The organism is Vulcanococcus sp. DEBay_Sum29NL08_54, assembly GCF_017859255.1.
In the GTDB taxonomy this organism is placed as follows: Bacteria; Cyanobacteriota; Cyanobacteriia; order PCC-6307; family Cyanobiaceae; genus Vulcanococcus.
This window is the reverse complement of record NZ_JAFMNJ010000014.1, coordinates 32,851-52,340: the sequence shown is the minus strand read 5'-3', so window position 1 is coordinate 52,340 and position 19,490 is coordinate 32,851. Positions and strand designations below refer to the sequence as shown.

Below are 19,490 nucleotides of genomic sequence, written 5' to 3'. Positions count from 1 at the left end.
ACGCAGAAGCGCCTTGGCGCTGCTGGAGGGTGGTCGTCATGAGTACGGGAAAGAAGTGCCGTGCGCGAACGCCTGGCGGTTAGGGAAGGACAGGTCGGTAACCCGCCCTGCCATGGCCAATGTAACGGATGTTTGCGCGACATTGCGACGCGTTAACGCCTTCTCAGGCTTTCCGGCCCCCAAGTCCTGCTAATCGGTGGCATCAGTCCCGCTTGTCGCTGCGCGTTCCGTGCCTGCTGAGGCCGTCGTCACCTGGAGTCCCAGCGTCACGTTGGTTCCGACCCGCGGCTGCTTCAACCGCTGCGGCTACTGCAGTTTTCGCGTCTCCCCAGCACTGGCTGTACCACTTACGGCTGAGGAGGCCCTCCGGCAGCTGCGTGAGCGTCCCGCCGCTGCTGAGGTGTTGCTGTTGAGCGGTGAAGAGGCGCCTGGATCAGCGGGGCGCGCTGCCTGGTTCAGCCGTCTGCTGCAGCTCAGCCAGCTCGCCCTGGATCAGGGCCGGCTTCCCCACACGAATGCGGGTCCCCTGAGCTGCCAGGAAATGGCGCGCCTTGGCCGGAGCAATCCCTCGATGGGCTTGATGTTGGAGGGGCTCGGTCCTGCCTATGAGCCCCTGCATGCCCGCGCCCCCAGCAAGCGTCTGGAGGTTCGCCTGGCTCAACTCGAGCAGGCAGGACGCTTGGGTATCCCTTTCACCACCGGGCTGCTGTTGGGCGTGGGTGAAAGCCGCGCCGAGCGCATCAGGGCCTTGGAGCTGCTGCGGGATCTCCAGTTGCGCTGGGGGCACCTGCAGGAAGTGATCCTTCAGCCCTGGCGACCCGATGGTGATTCAGCGGTTGTTCTGAGCGAATCCGAGCAAGGGGATCTCCTGGAGTTGATCGCCGATGCCCGGTCCCTCTTGCCGCAGGAGGTGCACCTGCAGACGCCCCCCAATCTCTGGCCCTTGGCGTCCCTGCCCTCTGCCTTGGCTGCTGGCATCGATGACCTCGGCGGGATCGATCTGGAGGACGTGATTAATCCCGCTTATCCCCAACCGGCGATCAGCCAGCTGCGCGCGGTGCTTGAAGCCTCTGGCTGGCAACTCAAACCGCGCACCTGCACGCATCAGCACTGGTGGCGTCGATTGCCGCCTGCCCTGCGGGAGAGGGTCGAGCGGATCGACGAAACCCTCCAACAACGTTGGACAACAGCTGCTTGTTAGCGTCCAACTTCGCCATGGGCGTCGCAGCTTGAGACCACTACCGCCAGCTGATCAGCGGGTGTTGCTCGTGCGGCTCCCCTGCAATCCGATTTTCCCGATTGGCCCGGTGTATCTGGCCGATCATCTGCACAAACAATTCCCCGGACTGGCCCAGCAGATCCTTGATCTGGCTGCTGTCCCTCTGCTGGATGTCGAGGCGGTGCTGCTGGAGCGGATCGAGAGCTTCCGGCCCACCGTTCTGGTCTTTTCCTGGCGGGACATTCAGATCTATGCCCCGGTGGATGGTCGCGGGGGCAACCCTCTGCAGAACTCCTTTGAGGTCTTCTACGCCCTGAATCCCGTTCGCCGTCTGCGCGGTGCCTTTGGCGGGTTGCGTTTGATGGCCTCCTTTTACGGGGAGCTCTGGCGCAATTTGCGCTTGGTCCGCCGTGGCCTGAAGCGCGCGCGCCGTCATCACCCAGAGGCCCAGGCGGTCTTGGGCGGAGGCGCGGTCAGCGTCTTCTACGAACAGCTCGGCAAACGTCTACCCCGGGGCACCGTGGTCTCCGTTGGCGAAGGGGAGCCCTTGCTCGAGAAGCTCCTGCGTGGGGAGTCCCTCGATGGCGAGCGCTGTTTCCTGGCGGGTGAAGCGCCTCGGCCCGGGCTGATCCATGAGCAGCCCTCCGGCATGGAGAAGACGGCCTGCGACTACGACTACATCGCCTCGATTTGGCCCCAGCTGGATTGGTATCTCGATGGGGGCGACTTCTACGTCGGCGTTCAGACCAAGCGGGGCTGCCCCCACAACTGCTGCTACTGCGTCTACACGGTGGTGGAGGGCAAGGCCGTCAGGGTCAATCCCGTCGACGAGGTCATCGCCGAGATGCATCAGCTCTACAGGCGTGGAGTGCGCGGCTTCTGGTTCACCGATGCGCAATTCATCCCAGCACGCCGCTATATCGACGATGCCAAGGAGCTCCTGCGGGCGGTGAAGGCCCAGGGCTGGACGGACATCCGCTGGGCGGCCTACATCCGAGCCGACAACCTCGACGCCGAGTTGGCCCAGCTGATGGTCGACACCGGCATGGACTACTTCGAGATCGGCATCACCTCCGGTTCCCAGGAGCTCGTGCGCAAGATGCGGATGGGCTACAACCTCCGCACCGTGCTTGAGAACTGTCGCCTCTTGGCCGAGGCTGGCTTCAGGGAGCACGTCTCGGTGAACTACTCCTTCAACGTCATCGACGAGCGTCCGGAGACGATTCGTCAGACCGTTGCCTACCACCGCGAGCTGGAGCGCATTTTTGGTGCCGACAAGGTCGAGCCCGCGATCTTTTTCATCGGCTTGCAACCCCACACGCACCTGGAGCAGTACGGCTTTGATCAGGGCCTGATCAAGCCGGGCTACAACCCGATGAGCATGCTCCCCTGGACGGCTCGGCAACTCCTCTGGAACCCCGAACCGATGGGCAGCACCTTTGGGCGCATTTGCCTGGAGGCGTTTGAGCGCAATCCCGCCGACTTTGGTCGCACGGTGATGGATCTCTTGGAGCGTGACTACGGCACGGCTCCACTGGAGGAGGCGTTGCGCGCTCCGGTCGAGGGCCGGAAGGCCTTGGCAACGGCGACCCGTTAGATCAACGCCACCAGCGGCGGCGCACCACGATCAACCCCGCCAGTCCGGCCCAACCCAGCAGACCTCCGATCGGGTTGGGATTGGCGCCACCTGGACCCAGCAGCCAAACGGGTGCGGCTGCCGGCAGGCTGATCAGTCCGGCCTGAAGCGCAAACCAGCCCCCGACTAAGCCGCCGTGTAGGCCAATGGATCCCCAGAGTGCCCCTTGATCGGCGCGTCTTTGCAGCGCTAAGGCGAGGCCCAGCAGCACCAGTCCCACCAACAGGGCGATGGCTTCGATGGGGGGCAGCTGGTACCAGGGATGCACCAGGGCAAAGAACGCGGCCTGGAGCCCGATGGCCCGTTGCCGGCCCCCCAGCAGCTCCAATTCGCCCCAGAGCCAACCACGAAAGAGCAACTCCTCGGCGAACCCCACCCCGAGCAGCAGGGCGATGGCGTTGAGCAGTTGGCCGGCCGTGAGTTGTCCCTGCCATTGGCTCTGGCCGCTGAGCAGCAGGACCACCACCACACCCAGGAGCAGTCCAGCGGCCTTGAGCAGACCGCGAATGAAGGCGCGCAGGCCCGCGGTGGGACGCAGGACAACCCCGAGCTGTTGCCAGGGATGGTCGACACCCCAGCTGCGGCGCAAGCGCCAAGGCAGGGTCAGTAGCAGTAGCAGCAGCGAAACCACCACCCCAGCCAGGTCCACCTGGTCAGGGCGCCATTGGGGGAAGACCAGCGCCAGCGGCCGCGAGCTGAGCCAACCCAATCCGTAGAGGACGGGGACATAGAGCAGCGTCCCCCACCAGTGCAACGTCGATCTGGTGGGGGACTGCATCAGTCTTCGGGCTCGATCGTGCTGGAGAGACCCTTGGCCTTCAGGGTTTCGCTGTAGAACTCCGCCGGCTCGATATCGCAGACGATCACCAGGCCCACGCCGGTGTTGTGGGCCTCCATCATCACGGCGATGGCGTCCTGCTCACTCAGGGAGGGCACCACCTGCCGCAGGGTGGTCACCACGTATTCCATGGTGTTCACCGGGTCGTTGTGGAGCAGCACCTTGTAGCGGGGCGAGGGTTTGCGCACCCGCTCCGGCGCTTTTTCCATCACAGCGGCGCCGCCGCTCTCGCGGCCAGGCGCCTGAGTTGATCGGATCATCCTGATCAGCTCCGGTATGACGAGGTAGGGACTTTAGTCAGCGCCTCAGGCCGCAGCGGCAGCAGGGGCGAGGGCGGCCTTGATCCGGCGCATGGCTTCGTTGACGTTCTCGCGGCTGTTGAAGGCCGAAAGACGGAAATAGCCTTCGCCCGCGGCACCAAAACCACTGCCGGGGGTGCCGACCACGTTGGCTTGGCTCAAGAGCAGATCGAAGAAGCCCCAGGAGTCCACGCCGGCCGGGGTCTTGATCCAGACATAGGGAGCCTGCTCGCCGCCGTAGACCGTCAGGCCTGCATCGCTGAGTTCGCGGCGAATGATCGCGGCGTTCTCCATGTAGAAGCTGATCAGCCCTTTGACCTGGGCTTGGCCGTCCGCGGAATAGACCGCTTCGGCGCCGCGTTGAACGATGTAGCTGACACCGTTGAACTTGGTGCACTGGCGGCGGTTCCAGAGGCCCCAGAGTTCCACCTTCTCGCCATTGGCGGCCGTGCCCATCAGGCCACGGGGCACCACGGTCAGGGCGCAGCGGGTGCCGGTGAAACCGGCGTTCTTGGAGAAGGAGCGGAACTCGATGGCGCAGTCCCGGGCCCCCTCGATCTCGTAGATGGAGTGCGGCAGCGAGGGGTCCTGGATGAAGGCCTCATAGGCCGCGTCAAACAGGATCAGGGCATCGTTGGCGCGGGCGTAGTCCACCCAGGCCTTGAGCTGCTCCTTCGTTGCCACCGCCCCCGTGGGGTTATTGGGGAAGCAGAGGTAGATCAGATCCACCTTCTCGCTGGGGATCTGGGCGCTGAAGCCGTTCTCGGCGCTGATGGGCAGGTAGGTCAGGCCGCCGTACTGGCCCGCGTCATCGGCATCGCCCGTGCGGCCCGCCATGACGTTGCTGTCGACGTACACCGGGTAGACGGGATCGGTGACGGCAATGCGGTTGCCGGTGCCCAGGATGTCGAGGATGTTCGAGCTATCGCACTTCGAGCCGTCGGAGACAAAGATCTCCTCGGCGCTGATCTCGCAGCCGCGGGCCTGGAAATCATGGGTAGCGATCTTCTCGCGCAGCCAGGCGTAGCCCTGCTCGGGGCCGTAGCCATGGAAGCCCTCCCGGGTTCCCATCTCGTCGATGGCCGCCTTCATGGCATCGCGGCAGGCCTGGGGCAGGGGCTCGGTGACATCGCCAATGCCCAGGCGAATGATCGGAGCGTTGGGGTTCGCTTCGCTGAAAGCCTTGACGCGACGTGCGATTTCAGGGAAGAGGTAGCCCGCTTTGAGCTTGAGGTAGTTGCCGTTGACCTGGGCCATCTCAGCGAAGGGTCGCGCGGACCCGGTTGTACTGGCCGGATTGTCCTATGCGGAGGGGGCTCCCCTGGGGTGCCTCTGCATACGATCGAGTCAGTGCAGGGCCTGCTGTTGTGACCGCCGTTTTCGATGCACCGGTGGATTTCGACGCCCTGGTGGATCGCAGCATCGCCAAGCCAGGCCGGTATCTCGGCAACGAGTTGGGGGTGCAGGAGCGGGACTGGGATCAGGTCTGGCCGGCCGCCGCCGTGCGCTGGGCCCTGACTTATCCCGAGATCTACGAGGTCGGCTCGAGCAACACCGGCCACATCATTCTCTATTCGATCCTCAACAGCGTTCCGGGTCAGCTGTGTGACCGCAGTTACCTGCCGGGCCCGGATCTCGCCCAGCGTTTGCGTGAGCGGGGGCAGCCCCTCTTCGCGGTGGAAAGCCGCCGGCCGCTGCCCGCCTTCGACATTCTCGGCTTCTCGCTGAGTTACGAACTCGGCGCCACCAACATCCTGGCGATGTTGGAGTTGGCCCAGGTCCCTGTGCGGGCGGCCGATCGCGGTGATCTCCCCCTGGGCGATCCAGAGGCCCCGCCGCTGATTTTTGCCGGCGGCCCCACCGCCACCAGTAACCCCGAGCCCTTCGCCGCCTTTTTCGATTTCATCGTCCTGGGGGACGGCGAGGAGGTCCTCCCCGAGCTCGGCCTAGTGGTCGCGGAGGCCAAGGCTGCGGGCCTCAGTCGCCGCGCGCTGCTGTTGGATCTGGCCCAGGTGCCAGGGGTCTATGTCCCCTCCCTCTATGGGCCTGGCCCCGACGGGGTGAGCCAGCAGCCGCTGCATCCCGGGGTCCCCAAGCGGGTGATGCGCCGCACCGCGACGCCCATGCCCCACTACGCCATGGGTTTGGTGCCCCATATCGAGACGGTTCACGACCGCCTCACCGTGGAGATTCGCCGCGGCTGTACGCGGGGCTGCCGCTTCTGCCAGCCAGGGATGCTCACCCGTCCTGCCCGGGACGTGGAACCACAGGCCGTGGTGGAGGCCATCGAAACAGGCATGGAGCGCACGGGCTATTCCGATTTCTCCTTGCTCTCCCTGAGCTGCTCGGACTACCTGGCCCTGCCGGCGGTGGGGGTGGAGCTGCGCAACCGCCTCGCCGATAAGAACGTCACCTTGACCCTGCCCAGTCAGCGGGTCGACCGCTTCGACGAGAACATCGCCCACATCCTGGGCGGGACCCGCAAGGCGGGCTTGACCTTTGCGCCCGAGGCCGGCACCCAGCGCCTGCGGGACATCGTCAACAAGGGCCTGACCGACGCCGAGCTGCTGCGGGGGATCCGCACCGCCATGGAGAGCGGCTATCGCAAGGTCAAGCTCTATTTCATGATCGGCCTGCCGGGGGAGACCGATTCCGACGTCCTGGGCATTGCTGAGACCTGCCGCTCCTTGCAACAGCAGTGCCGTGATCTGGGGCGGTTGGAGCTCAACCTCACCATCAGCAATTTCACCCCCAAGCCCCACACCCCCTTCCAGTGGCACAGCGTCAGCACGGCTGAATTTGTTCGCCGGCAGCAGCTCTTGCGGGAGGCCCTGCGCCAACTGCGCGGGCTGAAGACGAATTTCACCGATGTGCGCCTCTCGGCGATGGAGGACTTTGTCGGGCGGGGGGACCGGCGCCTCGCGCCCGTGATTGAGGCGGCCTGGCGCGCCGGGGCCGGGTTGGATGCCTGGTTTGAAGCGGCGGATCGCACCTATCAGGCCTGGACCGATGCGATTGAGGCGGCCGATCTGGGCGGGCGCTACCGCGAGCTTGAGATGGGGGAGTGGAGCTCCGCCGAGGGCATGGACCCCAGTGATCTGGCGGCCTTCTGCGCTCAGCCCCTGCCCTGGGACCACATCGATTCAGGGGTCGAGAAAACCTGGCTGGCCGAGGACCTGCGCAATGCCCTGGCTGCTGCGGTGGTGCCGGACTGCTCCTTTGAGGGCTGCAGCAGCTGCGGTGTCTGTGGCCCCGAGTTGGGGCACAACGTGGTGGTGGCCCCTCCGCAGATTCCTGAGCCGAGCCCCCAGCGGCCTCCCGCCAGTGAGCGTGTGCAGCGCCTGCGCTTCCGCTTTGCCAAAACAGGGTCCTTGGCCCTGCTGAGTCACCTGGATTTGGTGCGCCTGATGGAGCGGGCCCTACGCCGTTCGCGTTTGCCGGCGAGCTTCACCGGGGGCTTCCATCCCCTGCCTCGGGTGCAATTTGCCTTGGCTCTCCCCCTGGGCGCCGAGGCCGATGGGGAATGGATGGATATCGAGTTCACGGCCACGCTCGATCCTGAGCAAGCCCGCCAGCAGTTGCAACGCCAACTTCCCCCTGGGTTTGCGCTGCTGGAGGTCTACCCCGTGGAGGTCTTCGGCTCAAGCTTGTCCCAGGAGCTCTCGGGTGCGACCTGGGCTGTGCAGTGGCGCGTCGAGCAGGGCCAGGCCATGGCTGCTCCCGAGGTGTGGGACGAGGCGGTCTCCCAACTGCTGGCTCAGGAGTCCTGGATTTGGGAGGACACCGATAAGAAAGGTCGAGCGAGGCAGCGGGATTTGCGGCCCTATCTCCAGCAGGTTGAACGGCGTCCCCGCTCGGCTGAGGACCCGGATCTTCAGGAGCTCCTGTACAGCGCGGTTGTCGATCCTGCGGGCCGCAGTTTGAAGCCGGAACAGCTGCAGCAGTGGTTCTCAACCAGCTTGGGTTTGCCGCTGGCCATGGTCGGTTTGCGGCGGCGTTCATTACTGCTGCAAAGCCCTTCTGGCTCTTGAAATCAACCGTGCTAGCTTGCGTTCAGGACGGCAGATGATTGACCGAAGTCGGTTGATTGATCTCTCCCTCGCCCGGCCAGCCGATGTTGGCTAAGAGCGATCGGAACTTCCTCGGCAGCTTTCACGAGTTTCCCTTCCTGAAAGTCGCTCCAGGCGGCGCTGTTCAGACGGGCACCAATTGGCACCCGCAACTCTTTCGTGTTCAGCCTCGATGGTTGAACGCCCCCACCTTTCGCCGCAGCTTCAGCCTCGGCGTCGCGCTCTGAGCTTTTTTCACATCCCACGGGCAGGAGTCACCCGGCATCGGCGATGCCGCGATCAGATCTCTGTCTCAGGCCAACGCGCTGCGTTGGGTTCGTCATTTCTTATCCCCTCCTGCCCTGCGCAGGTCATCTCCTGACCTTCCATGCCCCAGCAGATCGTCATCGCCGAGCAACTGCGGATTGCCGCTGTTCTCACCGATGAGCGTGTTGACGAGCTTGTCGTCGCACAGGGTCGCTACCAAATCGGCGACGTGTATCTCGGGACGATCGAGAACGTCCTGCCCGGCATTGACGCGGCCTTCGTCAACATCGGAGAGGGCGAGAAGAACGGCTTTATTCATGTCACCGACCTCGGTCCCCTTCGCCTGAAGAAGGGGACCGTCGGCATCACCGAATTGCTCGAGCCCCGCCAGAAGGTGCTGGTTCAGGTGATGAAGGAGCCCACGGGCACCAAAGGGCCCCGTCTGACCGGAAATCTCACCCTGCCGGGTCGTTTCTTGGTGCTGCAGCCCCACGGCCAAGGGGTCAATATTTCGCGCCGGATCACGGCTGAGAGTGAGCGCAATCGCCTCCGTGCCCTTGGCGTCCTGATCAAGCCCCCTGGGGCTGGCCTGCTGATCCGTACCGAAGCGGAGGGCATCAGCGAAGAGCAGCTCATTGACGATCTCGAGGCGCTGCTGCGCCAGTGGGAGGCCATTCAGACGGCCGCTGAGGCAGCGACGCCCCCGGTGCTGCTCAACCGGGATGACGACTTCATCCATCGCATCCTGCGCGATCACTACACCCCTGAGCTGGCGCGGATCGTGGTGGACGCGCCCGACGCGGTCGCCCGGGTCAACACCTTCTTGGGTAGTGACCATCAGCAGGTGCTGGTGGAGCATCACAGCGAGCCCACCGAAATCCTTGAGCACTACAAGGTCAATGCGGCGATTCGCGATGCCCTGAAGCCCCGGGTGGATCTGCCCTCGGGCGGTTACGTGATCATCGAGCCGACCGAGGCCCTGACCGTCATTGACGTCAACTCGGGTTCCTTTACCCGCTCGGCCAATGCCCGCGAGACGGTGCTCTGGACCAACTATGAGGCGGCGACAGAAATTGCGCGTCAACTGAAGCTGCGCAACATCGGTGGTGTCGTGATCATCGACTTCATCGATATGGAGTCCAGGCGCGATCAGCTCCAGCTGCTGGAGCACTTCACCTCTGAGGTGCGCTCCGATTCGGCCCGTCCCCAGATCGCCCAGATCAGCGAACTGGGCCTGGTGGAACTCACCCGCAAGCGCCAGGGGCAGAACATCTATGAGCTGTTTGGCCGGGCCTGCCCCAGTTGCGGCGGTCTGGGTCATGTGGTGGTGCTGCCTGGACAGGACACCCTCCAGCCCCTGGCCAGCGTCTCCGGCTTGGTTCGCTCGGCCGCCTCGGCCCGTGCTGAAGCCTCAACCCCGGCGGCACTGGAGAGCGGCAGTGGTGGCCGCCGCCGCGGACGTGGTCGCGGTGGCCGCGGCTCCGAGGGCGAGGTGGTGGCGGCCTACGAGGACAGCGTCTCGCTGGTCACCGGCCAGGCTGAGAGTCCTGCTGCCGCTAGCTCGGAAGGCCACAACCGCCGGCCTGAGCCTGAATTGGTCGCTGTGCCGATGGAGCCTGAGCAGGAGTTGGTCTACGGCTGGTTGGGTCTGAACCCAGCGCTGCTCCTGGATCCCGCCCCCAATCCCGACAACCTGTTGGTGCGGGTGGTGCGTCCAGGTCAAGACGCCGAGGCGGTCCTCGAGGAGGCCCGTCAGCAGTTGGCGGCTGCCGGTCCCCGCCGCCGCCGCCGCGGTCGCGGCGGAAACACTGCCAACAGCAACGGCCATGGCGCGACACCCGCTCCGGTGGCTGTCGCCCAGGCCGAACCCACGGGTGTGGCGATCACACCCCTGCCGACGGTCTCGATTACAGAAGTGGCCATCACTGAGGCCCCGCTGCCGGCGGTGGCGATCGTTGATTCCGCGGCTTCACCCGCTCCCGCAGACGAGGCTCCGGCCCGCGCAGGCCGCACTCGGACGCGCACCCGCAGCAGTGCAGTTGCGGTCACCGAAGAAGCCCCTGTTGCTGCAGCCTCGGTCGTTGCTGTTCCTGTTGCGGAGGAGGTCGACGACAACGGTGAGCCCCGCCGCCGCCGCCGCCGTTCCTCGGCGAGCGACTGAGGCCCAAGCGGGCGATGCGGATCGCTGGGGTCGATGAAGTGGGACGGGGCTGTTGGTTTGGCCCCGTCTTCGCCGGTGCCGTGGTGTTGAGCGATGCAGCCCGGGAGACCCTCTCGGCGGCTGGACTGACCGACAGCAAGGCCCTTTCCGCGAAGCGCCGCTCGCAGCTGGTCCCTTTGATCCTGGAGCAGGCCGAGTCCTGGGCCCTGGGCCAGGCCTCGGCCCAGGAAGTCGATGGCTTCGGGATTCGCAGTGCCACTGAACGGGCCATGCTGCGGGCCCTGCAGCGTCTGGGCTCCCCGGCCCCAGATCACGTCCTGGTGGATGGCAACCTGCCCCTGCGCCTCTGGTCCGGCTCCCAGGAGACCGTCGTGCGCGGGGACAGCGCGCACCTGGAGATTGCGGCGGCCAGCGTCCTGGCCAAGCAGGCGCGGGATGCCCTACTGGTCCGGCTCGCGCAGCGTTATCCCGGCTATGGCTTCGAGCGCCACGCTGGCTATGGAACCGCCCAACACCGTGCCGCCGTCCTCTCCCTTGGGCCAACGCAGCTGCATCGCCGCAGTTTTCTGCGCAAGGTCTTGGCGGCCTAGGCCTCGACGCTGGCGTGCTGCTTGCACCAGCGCTGAAAGTCGTTGATCAGTTGCTGTCCCACCCGGGTTTTGATCCCCAGCAGGATGCCCGCGAGCAGTGAGCGCCCCGTGGCCTCCAGGACTTTGGTGGGGATCAGCTTCAACAGGCTGGGTTGGCTGACACTGACGGCCAGGCTGGCCTCTCCGACCAACTCACCGCCGCGGGCCTCCAGCCAGGAGCCCAGGCTGAGTTGGAAATCATCGACGACCCCGAGGCCTTCGAGCTGGCAGTCGATGGCCTCCAGTTCGATCCGGTTGGGGCTCCGCCGCGCCACCAGGTCCACCACCGGTTGAATCTGCAGTTGGAAGACCTGCAGCTTGGTCACCGTGTAGCGGTAGCGCCCAGGAGCGATCTTGCTGAGTTGTTGGGCCTCGAGCAGGGCTTCAATCACCTGCTCTTCATCGTCCAGGTAGGCACCCAGACGCTCGGCGTTCTGCTGCACCGGCAACTGCAACGCTTGGCTGGCACTGAAGGCCAGGGGCATCAAAAGGCGGCCGGGGCGGCATGATCCTATCGAGCACGGCCCGATCAGCCCCATGCGCATTGCTTTTCTTGGTCCGGTGGGCACCTATGGGGAGCAGGCGGCCCAGGCCTTCGCCAAGCTCGAGCAGTGGGAGGCGCCTGAACTGCTGCCCCAGACAGGAATTCGTGCGGTGATTCAGGCCCTCGCCGCCGGTCGGGTGGATGCCGCGGTGGTTCCCGTCGAGAACTCCGTCGAGGGCGGTGTCACGGCCTGTTTGGATGCGCTCTGGGAGCACCCAGAACTGGAGATTTCCCGGGCGGTGGTGTTGCCCATTCGCCATGCCCTGGTCGGCAGCGGCAGCGTGGAGGGGGTCAGCGAAGTCCTCTCCCATCCCCAGGCCCTGGCGCAGTGCAGCCTCTGGCTGAGCACCAACCTGCCCAATGCCCTGCAGCTGCCCACGAGCTCGACCGCAGAGGCGGCCCGCATGGTGGCCGGCAGTCACTTCCGTGCGGCCATCGCTTCCCAGCAGGCCGCCAAGGAGCACGGCCTCAAGGAGTTGGCCTATCCCATTAATGATGTGGCGGGCAACTGCACCCGCTTTTTGCTGCTGCGTCAGGGCGAGCGCAACTGGCATGGCGAGCTGGCCAGCTTGGCCTTCTCACTGCAGGCGAACCAACCCGGTGCTCTGCTCAAGGCCCTGGCTTGCTTTGCCCATCGGGACCTGAACATGAGCCGCATTGAGTCCCGCCCCTCCAAGCGGGAGATGGGCGAGTACATCTTTTTTGTGGACCTGGAACTGCCCAGCGGACCCGAACCGCTGCAACAGGCCATGGAGGAGCTCAAGCCCCTATGCGAGCACCTGGCGGTGTTTGGGGCCTATCCGATGACCCAGCTCTAGGCCGCCGGTTTGCGGGTTCGGAAGACACCGAACTGCATCATCCCGGTGGCGAAGCCCCAATGCATCAGCAGCAGGGTGGGTGACTCCCGCAGCCCCATCAGCACAGCCTTAGGACCCAGGCCGAGGACTGCTTTGGGCCTGCGCACCCCTTCGAGGATGGATTCAATCCAGGAGGGCAGGGTCTCGCGGCTCCAATCGCCGGTCTCCACGAGGGCGCCGCTGCTCCAGGGGCTTTGCTCGAGGTTGCGGCGGAAACCCGGGATGCTGGCGAATTCCGGGTGGGCCCACTGCACCAGGAGCTGGTGCATCACCCAGCGCTCCTTGCGGTTGAGGGGTTTGACCTCCGGATCGCGGCGGTTCCAGTCGGCCACGGCCAACAGACCACCGGGTTTGAGCACCCGCAGCAGTTCATCGGCGTAGCGCTGCTTATCAGGCATGTGAGGGCCTGCTTCCACGCTCCAGACCGCATCAAAGCTGCCGTTCTCCAGCTGCAGATCGAGGGCATCCATCACCGCGAAGCGGCAGCTCAGGCCCTCGGGGGTGAGCTCCTGCGCCCGTTGAATTTGGCCCGGGCTGATGCTGATGCCGAGCACGTTCAGGCCGTAGTCGCGGGCCAGGATCCGGGCACTGCCACCGATGCCGCAGCCGACATCCAGGACGGTGCTGCCCCGGGGCAGCTGATCCAGCCCGCTCCAACGCGCCAGTTCGTGGACAAAGTCAGCCTTGGCGGCCCGAAAGTCCCGGGCTTCTGGCGGAGAGCCGTAATGCCCCAGGTGGACGTGGTCGCCCCAAAGCCGCTCCAGCAGTTGGTCGTCGGTCCAGCGGTCGTAGGCCTCCGCCACGCTGGCGGTGCTCTCGAAGGCCCGATCGCGCGCTGACCAAATCGCCAGGCCAATGAGTAACAGGACCGCCGCCACGGCGGCCGCCAGCATCAGGCCGCTCGCCCAGGGGCTGAGCAGCGCCAAAACGGCAGGGGTGGGCATCTCAGTCCTCCTCGCTCTCGCCCGTCTTCAGGTCGCGCAGGGTCGACTCCAGGACCGTTCGAGCGGCCAGCTGGCGCCGGGTCTCATCCAGCAGTTCGAATTCCTGCCGCAGCCGCTCTTCGGTGTTCGTGATCTCCAGCAGAGCCTGCTGTTGATCAGCCACGGGACCGCCCAGGTGGGAGCCAATCCAATAGGAGAGCTCCCTGGGCAGGTCCGGAAGGTCGCTGGGGAGGCTGGTGGGTTTGCCCATCAGCTTGCCGGTCAGTTCCACCACGTCCTTGAGGGCACTGCTGACCTCTCCGGAGAGTTCCTGAAGCCCGCTGTGGTCCTCGGGCTGCTCGTCCTCAATCCAGCTCACCAGGCCGACCTTGAAGGGGGCTTCGCGCACCACCTCCAGCAGCCTGAAGCGCTGTTGTCCCATCGTGACGATGTAGCTGCGGTCGTCGTCCTGGGTTTGGCACTGCAGGATCTCAGCGCAACAGCCCACGCTGGCCATCGTGCCTTCCTGGGGGTCCCAGCGGACCACCCCAAAGCGCCGGTCACTCTCCAGAACCGTGCGCAGCATCATGCGGTAGCGCGGCTCAAAGATGTGCAACGGCAGCACTTCCTGGGGGAAGAGCACCACATCCGGCAGCGGGAACAGCGGTAGTTCTCTCACGGCCAGTTGCGTCACGTCGTTGCACTTCTGCCTGAGGAGGGCGAATCCTAGGCAGTGATGATTCGCTCTCGTGTGGATCGAACACACAAAAAAACCCGCCCTGAGGCGGGTTTTGGGGATCCAGCTGCAAAGCGAGGAATCAGAGCTTGACTTCGATGTCGACGCCGCTGGGCAGGTCGAGCTTCATCAGAGCGTCGATGGTCTTCGCCGAGGGGCTGTAGATATCGATAATCCGGCGGTGGGTGCGGGTCTCGAAGTGCTCACGGGAATCCTTATCCACGTGGGGCGAGCGCAGCACGCAATAGATCTTGCGCTTGGTGGGCAGGGGAATCGGACCGATCGCCGTTGCAGCGGTGTGATCAGCCGTTTCGATGATTTTTTCGCAGGACAGATCCAGCATGCGGCGGTCAAACGCCTTCAGGCGGATGCGGATCTTCTGCTGGGCAATAGCGGTGGACATGGAGTGTCTGACGTCGTTAAGCGTTCAACGGTTCTGGCTTGATCCTTGCGGGACAAGGCACAGGAAGGGAAGCGCTGGGTGCCGGGAACCGGAACAAACCCAAAGCAGCTGGATTGTCGAGGTGCGTGAGAGAGGGGTGGAGACGAGCTCCACCCCTCAAACCTAGATCAGGGCCGAGACCCAATCAGGATCAGGCGATGATCTTGGAGACCACGCCAGCACCGATGGTGCGGCCGCCTTCGCGGATAGCGAAGCGCATGCCTTGCTCGATGGCGACGGGGCAGATCAGCTCGCCGGTCATCTTGATGCGGTCACCGGGCATCACCATTTCCACGTTGGAGCCGTCGTCGGCGGTGAAAGCGGTGATTTGACCGGTCACGTCGGTCGTACGGATGTAGAACTGCGGGCGATAGCCAGCAAAGAAGGGGGTGTGGCGGCCGCCTTCTTCCTTCTTCAGCACGTAGACCTCACCCTCGAACTTGGTGTGAGGGGTGATGGAGCCGGGCTTCACGAGCACCATGCCGCGCTCGATGTCTTCCTTCTGGATGCCGCGCAGCAGCAGACCCACGTTGTCGCCGGCCATGCCCTCGTCGAGGAGCTTGCGGAACATCTCCACACCGGTGACGGTGGTCTTGCGGGTGTCCTTGATACCCACAATCTCGATTTCCTCGCCCACCTTGACCACACCACGCTCGATGCGGCCGGTGGCCACGGTGCCGCGACCGGTGATGGAGAAGACGTCTTCGACAGCCATCAGGAAGGGCTTGTCGACCTCACGCTCGGGCTCGGGGATGGCGCTGTCAACGGCGTCCATCAGCTCGTCGATCTTGGCTTCCCAGTCGGCTTCGCCTTCGATCGCCTTGAGGCCGGAGACCTTCACCACGGGGATGTCGTCGCCGGGGAAGTCGTAGCTGCTGAGCAGTTCACGCACTTCCATCTCGACGAGCTCGAGGATTTCCTCGTCGTCGACCATGTCGCACTTGTTCAGTGCAACCACCAGAGCGGGAACGCCCACCTGCTTGGCCAGGAGGATGTGCTCCTTGGTTTGGGCCATGGGGCCGTCGGTGGCTGCCACCACCAGGATGGCGCCGTCCATCTGGGCAGCACCGGTGATCATGTTCTTCACGTAGTCCGCGTGACCGGGGCAGTCCACGTGGGCGTAGTGACGACCGGCGGTCTCGTACTCAACGTGGGCGGTGTTGATGGTGATACCGCGCTCACGCTCTTCGGGAGCACCGTCGATGTCGGCGTAGTTCTGAACTTTGGCCTGACCCTTCTTGGCCAGCACGTTGGTGATGGCGGCGGTGAGGGTGGTCTTGCCGTGGTCAACGTGGCCGATGGTGCCGATGTTGACGTGGGGCTTATTCCTTTCGAACTTCTCGCGAGCCATGATGAAAAAGAATCGGGGGGTAAATGGGTAGGGAAAAGATCAGGAATTGCCCTGATTCTTGGAGATGATGGCTTCTGCCACGTTGCGAGGAATTTCCTCGTAATGGCTGAATTCCATCGAGAAGATACCCCGACCCTGGGTCATGGATCGGAGCTGGGTGGCGTAGCCGAACATCTCGGCCAGCGGCACCTTGGACTGGACTTTGGACTGACCATTGTCGATGGACTGTCCTTCGACCTGACCGCGGCGCGATGAGAGGTCACCGATGACGCTTCCGAGGAAGTCCTCAGGAACCTCAACTTCGACCTTCATCATGGGCTCAAGAAGTACGGGATTGCACTTCTTGACGCCGTCTTTGAAGGCCATGGAGCCGGCGATCTTGAACGCCATCTCCGAGGAGTCGACGTCATGGTACGACCCGTCGATCATGGTGACCTTCACATCGATCATCGGGAATCCTGCAATCACACCGGACTGGCAGGTTTCCTTCATGCCGGCTTCAGCCGGACCGATGTACTCCTTGGGCACGACGCCGCCAACAATCTTGTTGACGAACTCGAACCCGGAACCCGGTTCGCCGGGCTCCATTTCGATCACCACGTGGCCGTACTGGCCCTTACCACCGGTTTGACGGGCAAATTTGCCCTCGCCCTTGGCGCTGGCGCGAATGGTTTCGCGATAGGACACCTGAGGCGCACCGATGTTGGCCTCCACCTTGAATTCGCGCAGCATGCGGTCCACCAGGATCTCCAGGTGGAGTTCGCCCATGCCGGCGATCACGGTTTGGCCGGTCTCTGCATCCGTGCGAACCCGGAAGGTCGGGTCCTCTTCGGAGAGGGACTGCAGGGCTTTGGAGAGTTTCTCCATGTCGCCCTTGGTCTTGGGCTCGACAGCCACCGAGATCACGGGCTCGGGGATGTAGAGCGATTCCAGGATGATCGGATCGGCGTCGACGCAGAGGGTGTCGCCGGTGGTGGTGTCCTTAAGACCCAGAACGGCGCCGAGATCGCCGGCGCGGAGTTCGTCCACTTCCTCACGATCGTCGGCCTTGAGGACGATCAAGCGAGAGATGCGCTCTTTCTTGTCCTTGGTGGAGTTCAGCACGTAGCTGCCCTTCTGGAGCACACCCGAGTAGATGCGCACAAAGGTGAGCTTGCCGAAGGGGTCAGCCATGACCTTGAAGGCCAGTGCGCTGAAGGGGGCGTTGTCGTCGGCGGGACGCACCGCTTCGCTGCCATCAGCCAGAAGACCCTGGATCGGGGGCACATCCACCGGGGCGGGCATGTAGTCCACCACGGCATCCAGCAGCAGCTGAACGCCCTTGTTCTTGAAGGCGGAGCCGCAGAGCATGGGCACCAGGCCGTGCTTCAGCACGCCCTCGCGGATGCCCTTGGCCAGTTCTGCCTCGCTCAGCTCGCCTTCCTCGAGGAACTTCTCGATCAGCGCTTCATCGGTTTCAGCGATGGTCTCCATCAGAGTGGCGCGCCACTCATCAACGAGATCCTTCATGTCCGCAGGGACATCGGTCTCTTCGATGTCCTTGCCGAGGTCGTCCTTGTAGATGAAGGCGCGGTTCTTGACCAGGTCGATAATCCCGCTCAGTTCACCCTCAGCGCCGATGGGCAGCTGAATCGGAACGGCGTTGGCCTTCAGGCGGTCCTTGATTTGACCGTGCACCTTGAGGAAGTCAGCGCCGGTGCGGTCCATCTTGTTGACGAACACCATGCGCGGAACGCTGTAGCGGTCCGCTTGACGCCAGACGGTTTCCGACTGGGGCTGAACACCACCGACGGCACAGAAGACGGCGATCACGCCATCGAGCACACGCATGGAGCGCTCCACCTCAATGGTGAAGTCCACGTGGCCGGGGGTATCAATGATGTTGATGCGGTGGTCGTTCCAGCTGGTGGAGATCGCCGCAGCAGTGATGGTGATGCCCCGCTCGCGCTCCTGGGCCATCCAGTCGGTCACGGCGGCGCCGTCATGCACCTCACCGATCTTGTGCACCACACCTGAATAAAACAGGATTCGTTCAGTGGTGGTGGTTTTACCGGCATCAATGTGTGCCGCAATACCAATATTTCTGACGCGTTCCAGGGGAATAGCGCGAGCCACGGGGCAGGTCTCCGGAGGGTGGAATCGACAAAAAAGCGGGCGTCACTCTACAAGTCGGTCACATCCGACCTGAGATGCCGCAGTTCCGCTTAGTAGCGGTAGTGAGCGAAGGCCTTGTTGGCTTCGGCCATCTTGTGGGTCTCTTCGCGCTTGCGAACGGCGCTGCCAGCTTCGTTGGCGGCATCCATCAGTTCGCCGGCCAGCTTCTGGGCCATGCTCCGGCCATTGCGGGCGCGCGAGAAATTCACGAGCCAGCGCAGGGCCATGGCGGTGCCACGCTCCTGACGGACTTCCATGGGCACCTGGTAGGTGGCACCACCGACGCGGCGGGCACGCACTTCCACGAGGGGAGTGGCGTTCTTCACCGCGGTTTCGAACAGCTCGAGGGCGTCACTGCCGGTCCGCTCGTTGATCAGCGTGAAGGCGTCGGAAAGAATCCGCTGAGCGGTGGACTTCTTGCCGTGCTTCATCAGACGGGCAACCATCATGGTTGCCAGACGGCTGTTGAACTGGGGATCGGGAAGAACCGGGCGCTTCTCGGCGGCGTTGCGGCGTGACATAGAGCTAAGGGGAGGAAGTCAGAAACGAACGTCGAAAGGAAATCAATCCTTGGGGGTTTTGGCGCCGTACTTGGAGCGGGACTGACGACGGTCCTTCACACCCGCGGTGTCGAGGGTGCCGCGAATGATGTGGTAGCGGACACCGGGCAGGTCCTTCACACGACCGCCGCGGATCATCACCACGGAGTGTTCCTGCAGGTTGTGGCCGATACCGGGGATATAGGCGGTCACCTCAAAGCCGGAGGTCAGGCGCACACGGGCCACCTTCCGCAGAGCCGAGTTCGGCTTCTTCGGGGTTGAGGTGTACACGCGGGTGCAGACACCACGGCGCTCAGGGCAGGAGCGCAGTGCGGGCGACTTGGTCTTGCGGGTAAGGCGCGTCCGCTCACTGCGGATCAGCTGCTGAATCGTGGGCATCGAGGGCCGGGAGTTTTCGAGGGGCCGGAAGCGAGGTCGGAGAGCCGACCGTTTCGACAATCCGCCACATTACTTTGTCGAGGTGCTGCCACCCTGAGCGGGTTCGTCAGCGGGGCCAAAGGCCGCACCACAAGCGCAAACGCGGTGCTCTCGGCCGGTGCGGATCAAGAACCCGCCCCCGCTGAGGTCACCTCGATAGTCGAGCTCGAGGGTGTTGAGTCGCTCGCCCTGGTCGCCGGGGGCAAACAGAGTGATCCCGTCGGCGCGTGCCACGGGAACTCCGGCCAGACGGCCCGGACGAATGCGAATCACCCAGCGCTCGCAGGTGCCATCCACCAGGTCAAGGTGCATCATCCCCGGGGTGCCGGCGACGGCCGCTTGGCGGCCGAGCTCTGCGGCAGCCGCTGCGGTGAGTTGCATGCCTTGGCCCTTGGGCATGGCAAAGAA

General features: G+C 64.3%; 18 protein-coding genes. 6 read left to right on the top strand and 12 right to left on the bottom strand.

What is annotated here, in order from left to right:
- Positions 1-229 precede the first annotated feature (229 nt).
- Both cofG and QZ186_RS06815 read left to right on the top strand, forming a co-directional pair.
- Entirely contained in the window at positions 230-1,201 is a 972-nt protein-coding gene (gene cofG, locus QZ186_RS06820; RefSeq protein WP_296416234.1) for a 7,8-didemethyl-8-hydroxy-5-deazariboflavin synthase subunit CofG, read from the top strand.
- 58 nt (positions 1,202-1,259) lie between these two features.
- On the top strand, positions 1,260-2,816 hold the full coding sequence (locus QZ186_RS06815) for a photosystem II high light acclimation radical SAM protein (protein WP_296416233.1): 1,557 nt from the start codon (positions 1,260-1,262) through the stop codon (positions 2,814-2,816).
- Between the two features lies 1 nt (position 2,817).
- On the opposite strand, the gene QZ186_RS06810 is transcribed toward QZ186_RS06815, so the two are convergent.
- Genes QZ186_RS06810 through QZ186_RS06800 form a run of 3 tightly spaced genes read right to left on the bottom strand, consistent with a single transcriptional unit; the run spans position 2,818 to position 5,249 of the window.
- The gene (locus QZ186_RS06810; protein WP_296416232.1) at positions 2,818-3,633 is read right to left on the bottom strand and encodes a CPBP family intramembrane glutamic endopeptidase; all 816 of its coding nucleotides are present in this window, start codon (positions 3,631-3,633) and stop codon (positions 2,818-2,820) included.
- Positions 3,633-3,953, bottom strand: coding sequence for an ATP-dependent Clp protease adapter ClpS (gene clpS, locus QZ186_RS06805; protein ID WP_247476277.1), 321 nt, complete (start codon positions 3,951-3,953; stop codon positions 3,633-3,635). Before clpS ends, QZ186_RS06810 begins: the two co-directional genes overlap by 1 nt.
- Before the next feature lie 45 nt (positions 3,954-3,998).
- Positions 3,999-5,249, bottom strand: coding sequence for an LL-diaminopimelate aminotransferase (locus QZ186_RS06800; protein WP_296416231.1), 1,251 nt, complete (start codon positions 5,247-5,249; stop codon positions 3,999-4,001).
- A 110-nt stretch (positions 5,250-5,359) separates the two neighbouring features.
- Here QZ186_RS06800 and QZ186_RS06795 point away from each other — a divergent pair, with 110 nt between their 5' ends.
- The 3 genes from QZ186_RS06795 (at position 5,360) to QZ186_RS06785 (ending at position 11,059) form a co-directional block, all read left to right on the top strand.
- Positions 5,360-8,023: a TIGR03960 family B12-binding radical SAM protein gene (locus tag QZ186_RS06795; RefSeq protein ID WP_296416230.1), complete on the top strand. Its 2,664-nt coding sequence runs from the start codon at positions 5,360-5,362 to the stop codon at positions 8,021-8,023.
- Positions 8,024-8,429: 406 nt separating this feature from the next.
- Positions 8,430-10,469: an Rne/Rng family ribonuclease gene (locus QZ186_RS06790; protein WP_296416229.1), complete on the top strand. Its 2,040-nt coding sequence runs from the start codon at positions 8,430-8,432 to the stop codon at positions 10,467-10,469.
- A 14-nt stretch (positions 10,470-10,483) separates the two neighbouring features.
- Positions 10,484-11,059: a ribonuclease HII gene (locus QZ186_RS06785; RefSeq protein ID WP_247476270.1), complete on the top strand. Its 576-nt coding sequence runs from the start codon at positions 10,484-10,486 to the stop codon at positions 11,057-11,059.
- Here QZ186_RS06785 and QZ186_RS06780 read toward each other — a convergent pair.
- The gene (locus QZ186_RS06780) at positions 11,056-11,583 is read right to left on the bottom strand and encodes a DUF1997 domain-containing protein (protein ID WP_010314612.1); all 528 of its coding nucleotides are present in this window, start codon (positions 11,581-11,583) and stop codon (positions 11,056-11,058) included. The genes QZ186_RS06785 and QZ186_RS06780 overlap by 4 nt on opposite strands.
- A gap of 52 nt (positions 11,584-11,635) precedes the next feature.
- Between QZ186_RS06780 and pheA the strand changes: the two genes are divergently transcribed.
- Positions 11,636-12,460, top strand: a complete 825-nt coding sequence (gene pheA / locus QZ186_RS06775; protein ID WP_010314614.1) for a prephenate dehydratase — start codon at positions 11,636-11,638, stop codon at positions 12,458-12,460.
- Here the strand turns inward: pheA and QZ186_RS06770 are convergent.
- The 8 genes from QZ186_RS06770 to QZ186_RS06735 all read right to left on the bottom strand — a co-directional run bounded on the left by QZ186_RS06770 (position 12,457) and on the right by QZ186_RS06735 (position 19,481).
- The gene (locus QZ186_RS06770) at positions 12,457-13,443 is read right to left on the bottom strand and encodes a methyltransferase domain-containing protein (protein WP_296416228.1); all 987 of its coding nucleotides are present in this window, start codon (positions 13,441-13,443) and stop codon (positions 12,457-12,459) included. The two genes, pheA and QZ186_RS06770, sit on opposite strands and share 4 nt — an antisense overlap.
- 1 nt (position 13,444) lies before the next feature.
- Complete coding sequence (locus QZ186_RS06765) at positions 13,445-14,116, bottom strand: LON peptidase substrate-binding domain-containing protein (RefSeq protein WP_247476265.1); 672 nt, start codon at positions 14,114-14,116, stop codon at positions 13,445-13,447.
- A gap of 124 nt (positions 14,117-14,240) precedes the next feature.
- Positions 14,241-14,561 (bottom strand): 30S ribosomal protein S10, encoded by a 321-nt coding sequence (gene rpsJ / locus QZ186_RS06760; RefSeq protein ID WP_006910513.1) that lies wholly within the window; start codon positions 14,559-14,561, stop codon positions 14,241-14,243.
- Positions 14,562-14,751: 190 nt separating this feature from the next.
- Positions 14,752-15,951: an elongation factor Tu gene (tuf, locus tag QZ186_RS06755; RefSeq protein WP_010314622.1), complete on the bottom strand. Its 1,200-nt coding sequence runs from the start codon at positions 15,949-15,951 to the stop codon at positions 14,752-14,754.
- A gap of 39 nt (positions 15,952-15,990) precedes the next feature.
- Entirely contained in the window at positions 15,991-18,066 is a 2,076-nt protein-coding gene (fusA, locus tag QZ186_RS06750) for an elongation factor G (protein WP_010314624.1), read from the bottom strand.
- Between the two features lie 89 nt (positions 18,067-18,155).
- A complete protein-coding gene (rpsG, locus tag QZ186_RS06745) occupies positions 18,156-18,626 on the bottom strand; it encodes a 30S ribosomal protein S7 (RefSeq protein WP_010314628.1) in 471 nt (156 codons plus the stop codon).
- Positions 18,627-18,668: 42 nt separating this feature from the next.
- Positions 18,669-19,043, bottom strand: a complete 375-nt coding sequence (gene rpsL, locus QZ186_RS06740; protein WP_010314630.1) for a 30S ribosomal protein S12 — start codon at positions 19,041-19,043, stop codon at positions 18,669-18,671.
- Positions 19,044-19,112: 69 nt separating this feature from the next.
- The gene (locus tag QZ186_RS06735; RefSeq protein ID WP_296416227.1) at positions 19,113-19,481 is read right to left on the bottom strand and encodes an AIR synthase; all 369 of its coding nucleotides are present in this window, start codon (positions 19,479-19,481) and stop codon (positions 19,113-19,115) included.
- Positions 19,482-19,490 lie beyond the last annotated feature (9 nt).

Coding starts and splice junctions, on each gene's coding strand:
- QZ186_RS06810 (WP_296416232.1), bottom strand. CDS start 3,633: ATGCAGTCCCCCACCAGATCGACGTTGCACTGGTGGGGGACGCTGCTC.
- clpS (WP_247476277.1), bottom strand. CDS start 3,953: ATGATCCGATCAACTCAGGCGCCTGGCCGCGAGAGCGGCGGCGCCGCT.
- QZ186_RS06800 (WP_296416231.1), bottom strand. CDS start 5,249: ATGGCCCAGGTCAACGGCAACTACCTCAAGCTCAAAGCGGGCTACCTC.
- QZ186_RS06790 (WP_296416229.1), top strand. CDS start 8,430: ATGCCCCAGCAGATCGTCATCGCCGAGCAACTGCGGATTGCCGCTGTT.
- QZ186_RS06785 (WP_247476270.1), top strand. CDS start 10,484: ATGCGGATCGCTGGGGTCGATGAAGTGGGACGGGGCTGTTGGTTTGGC.
- QZ186_RS06780 (WP_010314612.1), bottom strand. CDS start 11,583: ATGCCCCTGGCCTTCAGTGCCAGCCAAGCGTTGCAGTTGCCGGTGCAG.
- pheA (WP_010314614.1), top strand. CDS start 11,636: ATGCGCATTGCTTTTCTTGGTCCGGTGGGCACCTATGGGGAGCAGGCG.
- QZ186_RS06770 (WP_296416228.1), bottom strand. CDS start 13,443: ATGCCCACCCCTGCCGTTTTGGCGCTGCTCAGCCCCTGGGCGAGCGGC.
- rpsJ (WP_006910513.1), bottom strand. CDS start 14,561: ATGTCCACCGCTATTGCCCAGCAGAAGATCCGCATCCGCCTGAAGGCG.
- tuf (WP_010314622.1), bottom strand. CDS start 15,951: ATGGCTCGCGAGAAGTTCGAAAGGAATAAGCCCCACGTCAACATCGGC.
- rpsG (WP_010314628.1), bottom strand. CDS start 18,626: ATGTCACGCCGCAACGCCGCCGAGAAGCGCCCGGTTCTTCCCGATCCC.
- rpsL (WP_010314630.1), bottom strand. CDS start 19,043: ATGCCCACGATTCAGCAGCTGATCCGCAGTGAGCGGACGCGCCTTACC.
- QZ186_RS06735 (WP_296416227.1), bottom strand. CDS start 19,481: ATGCCCAAGGGCCAAGGCATGCAACTCACCGCAGCGGCTGCCGCAGAG.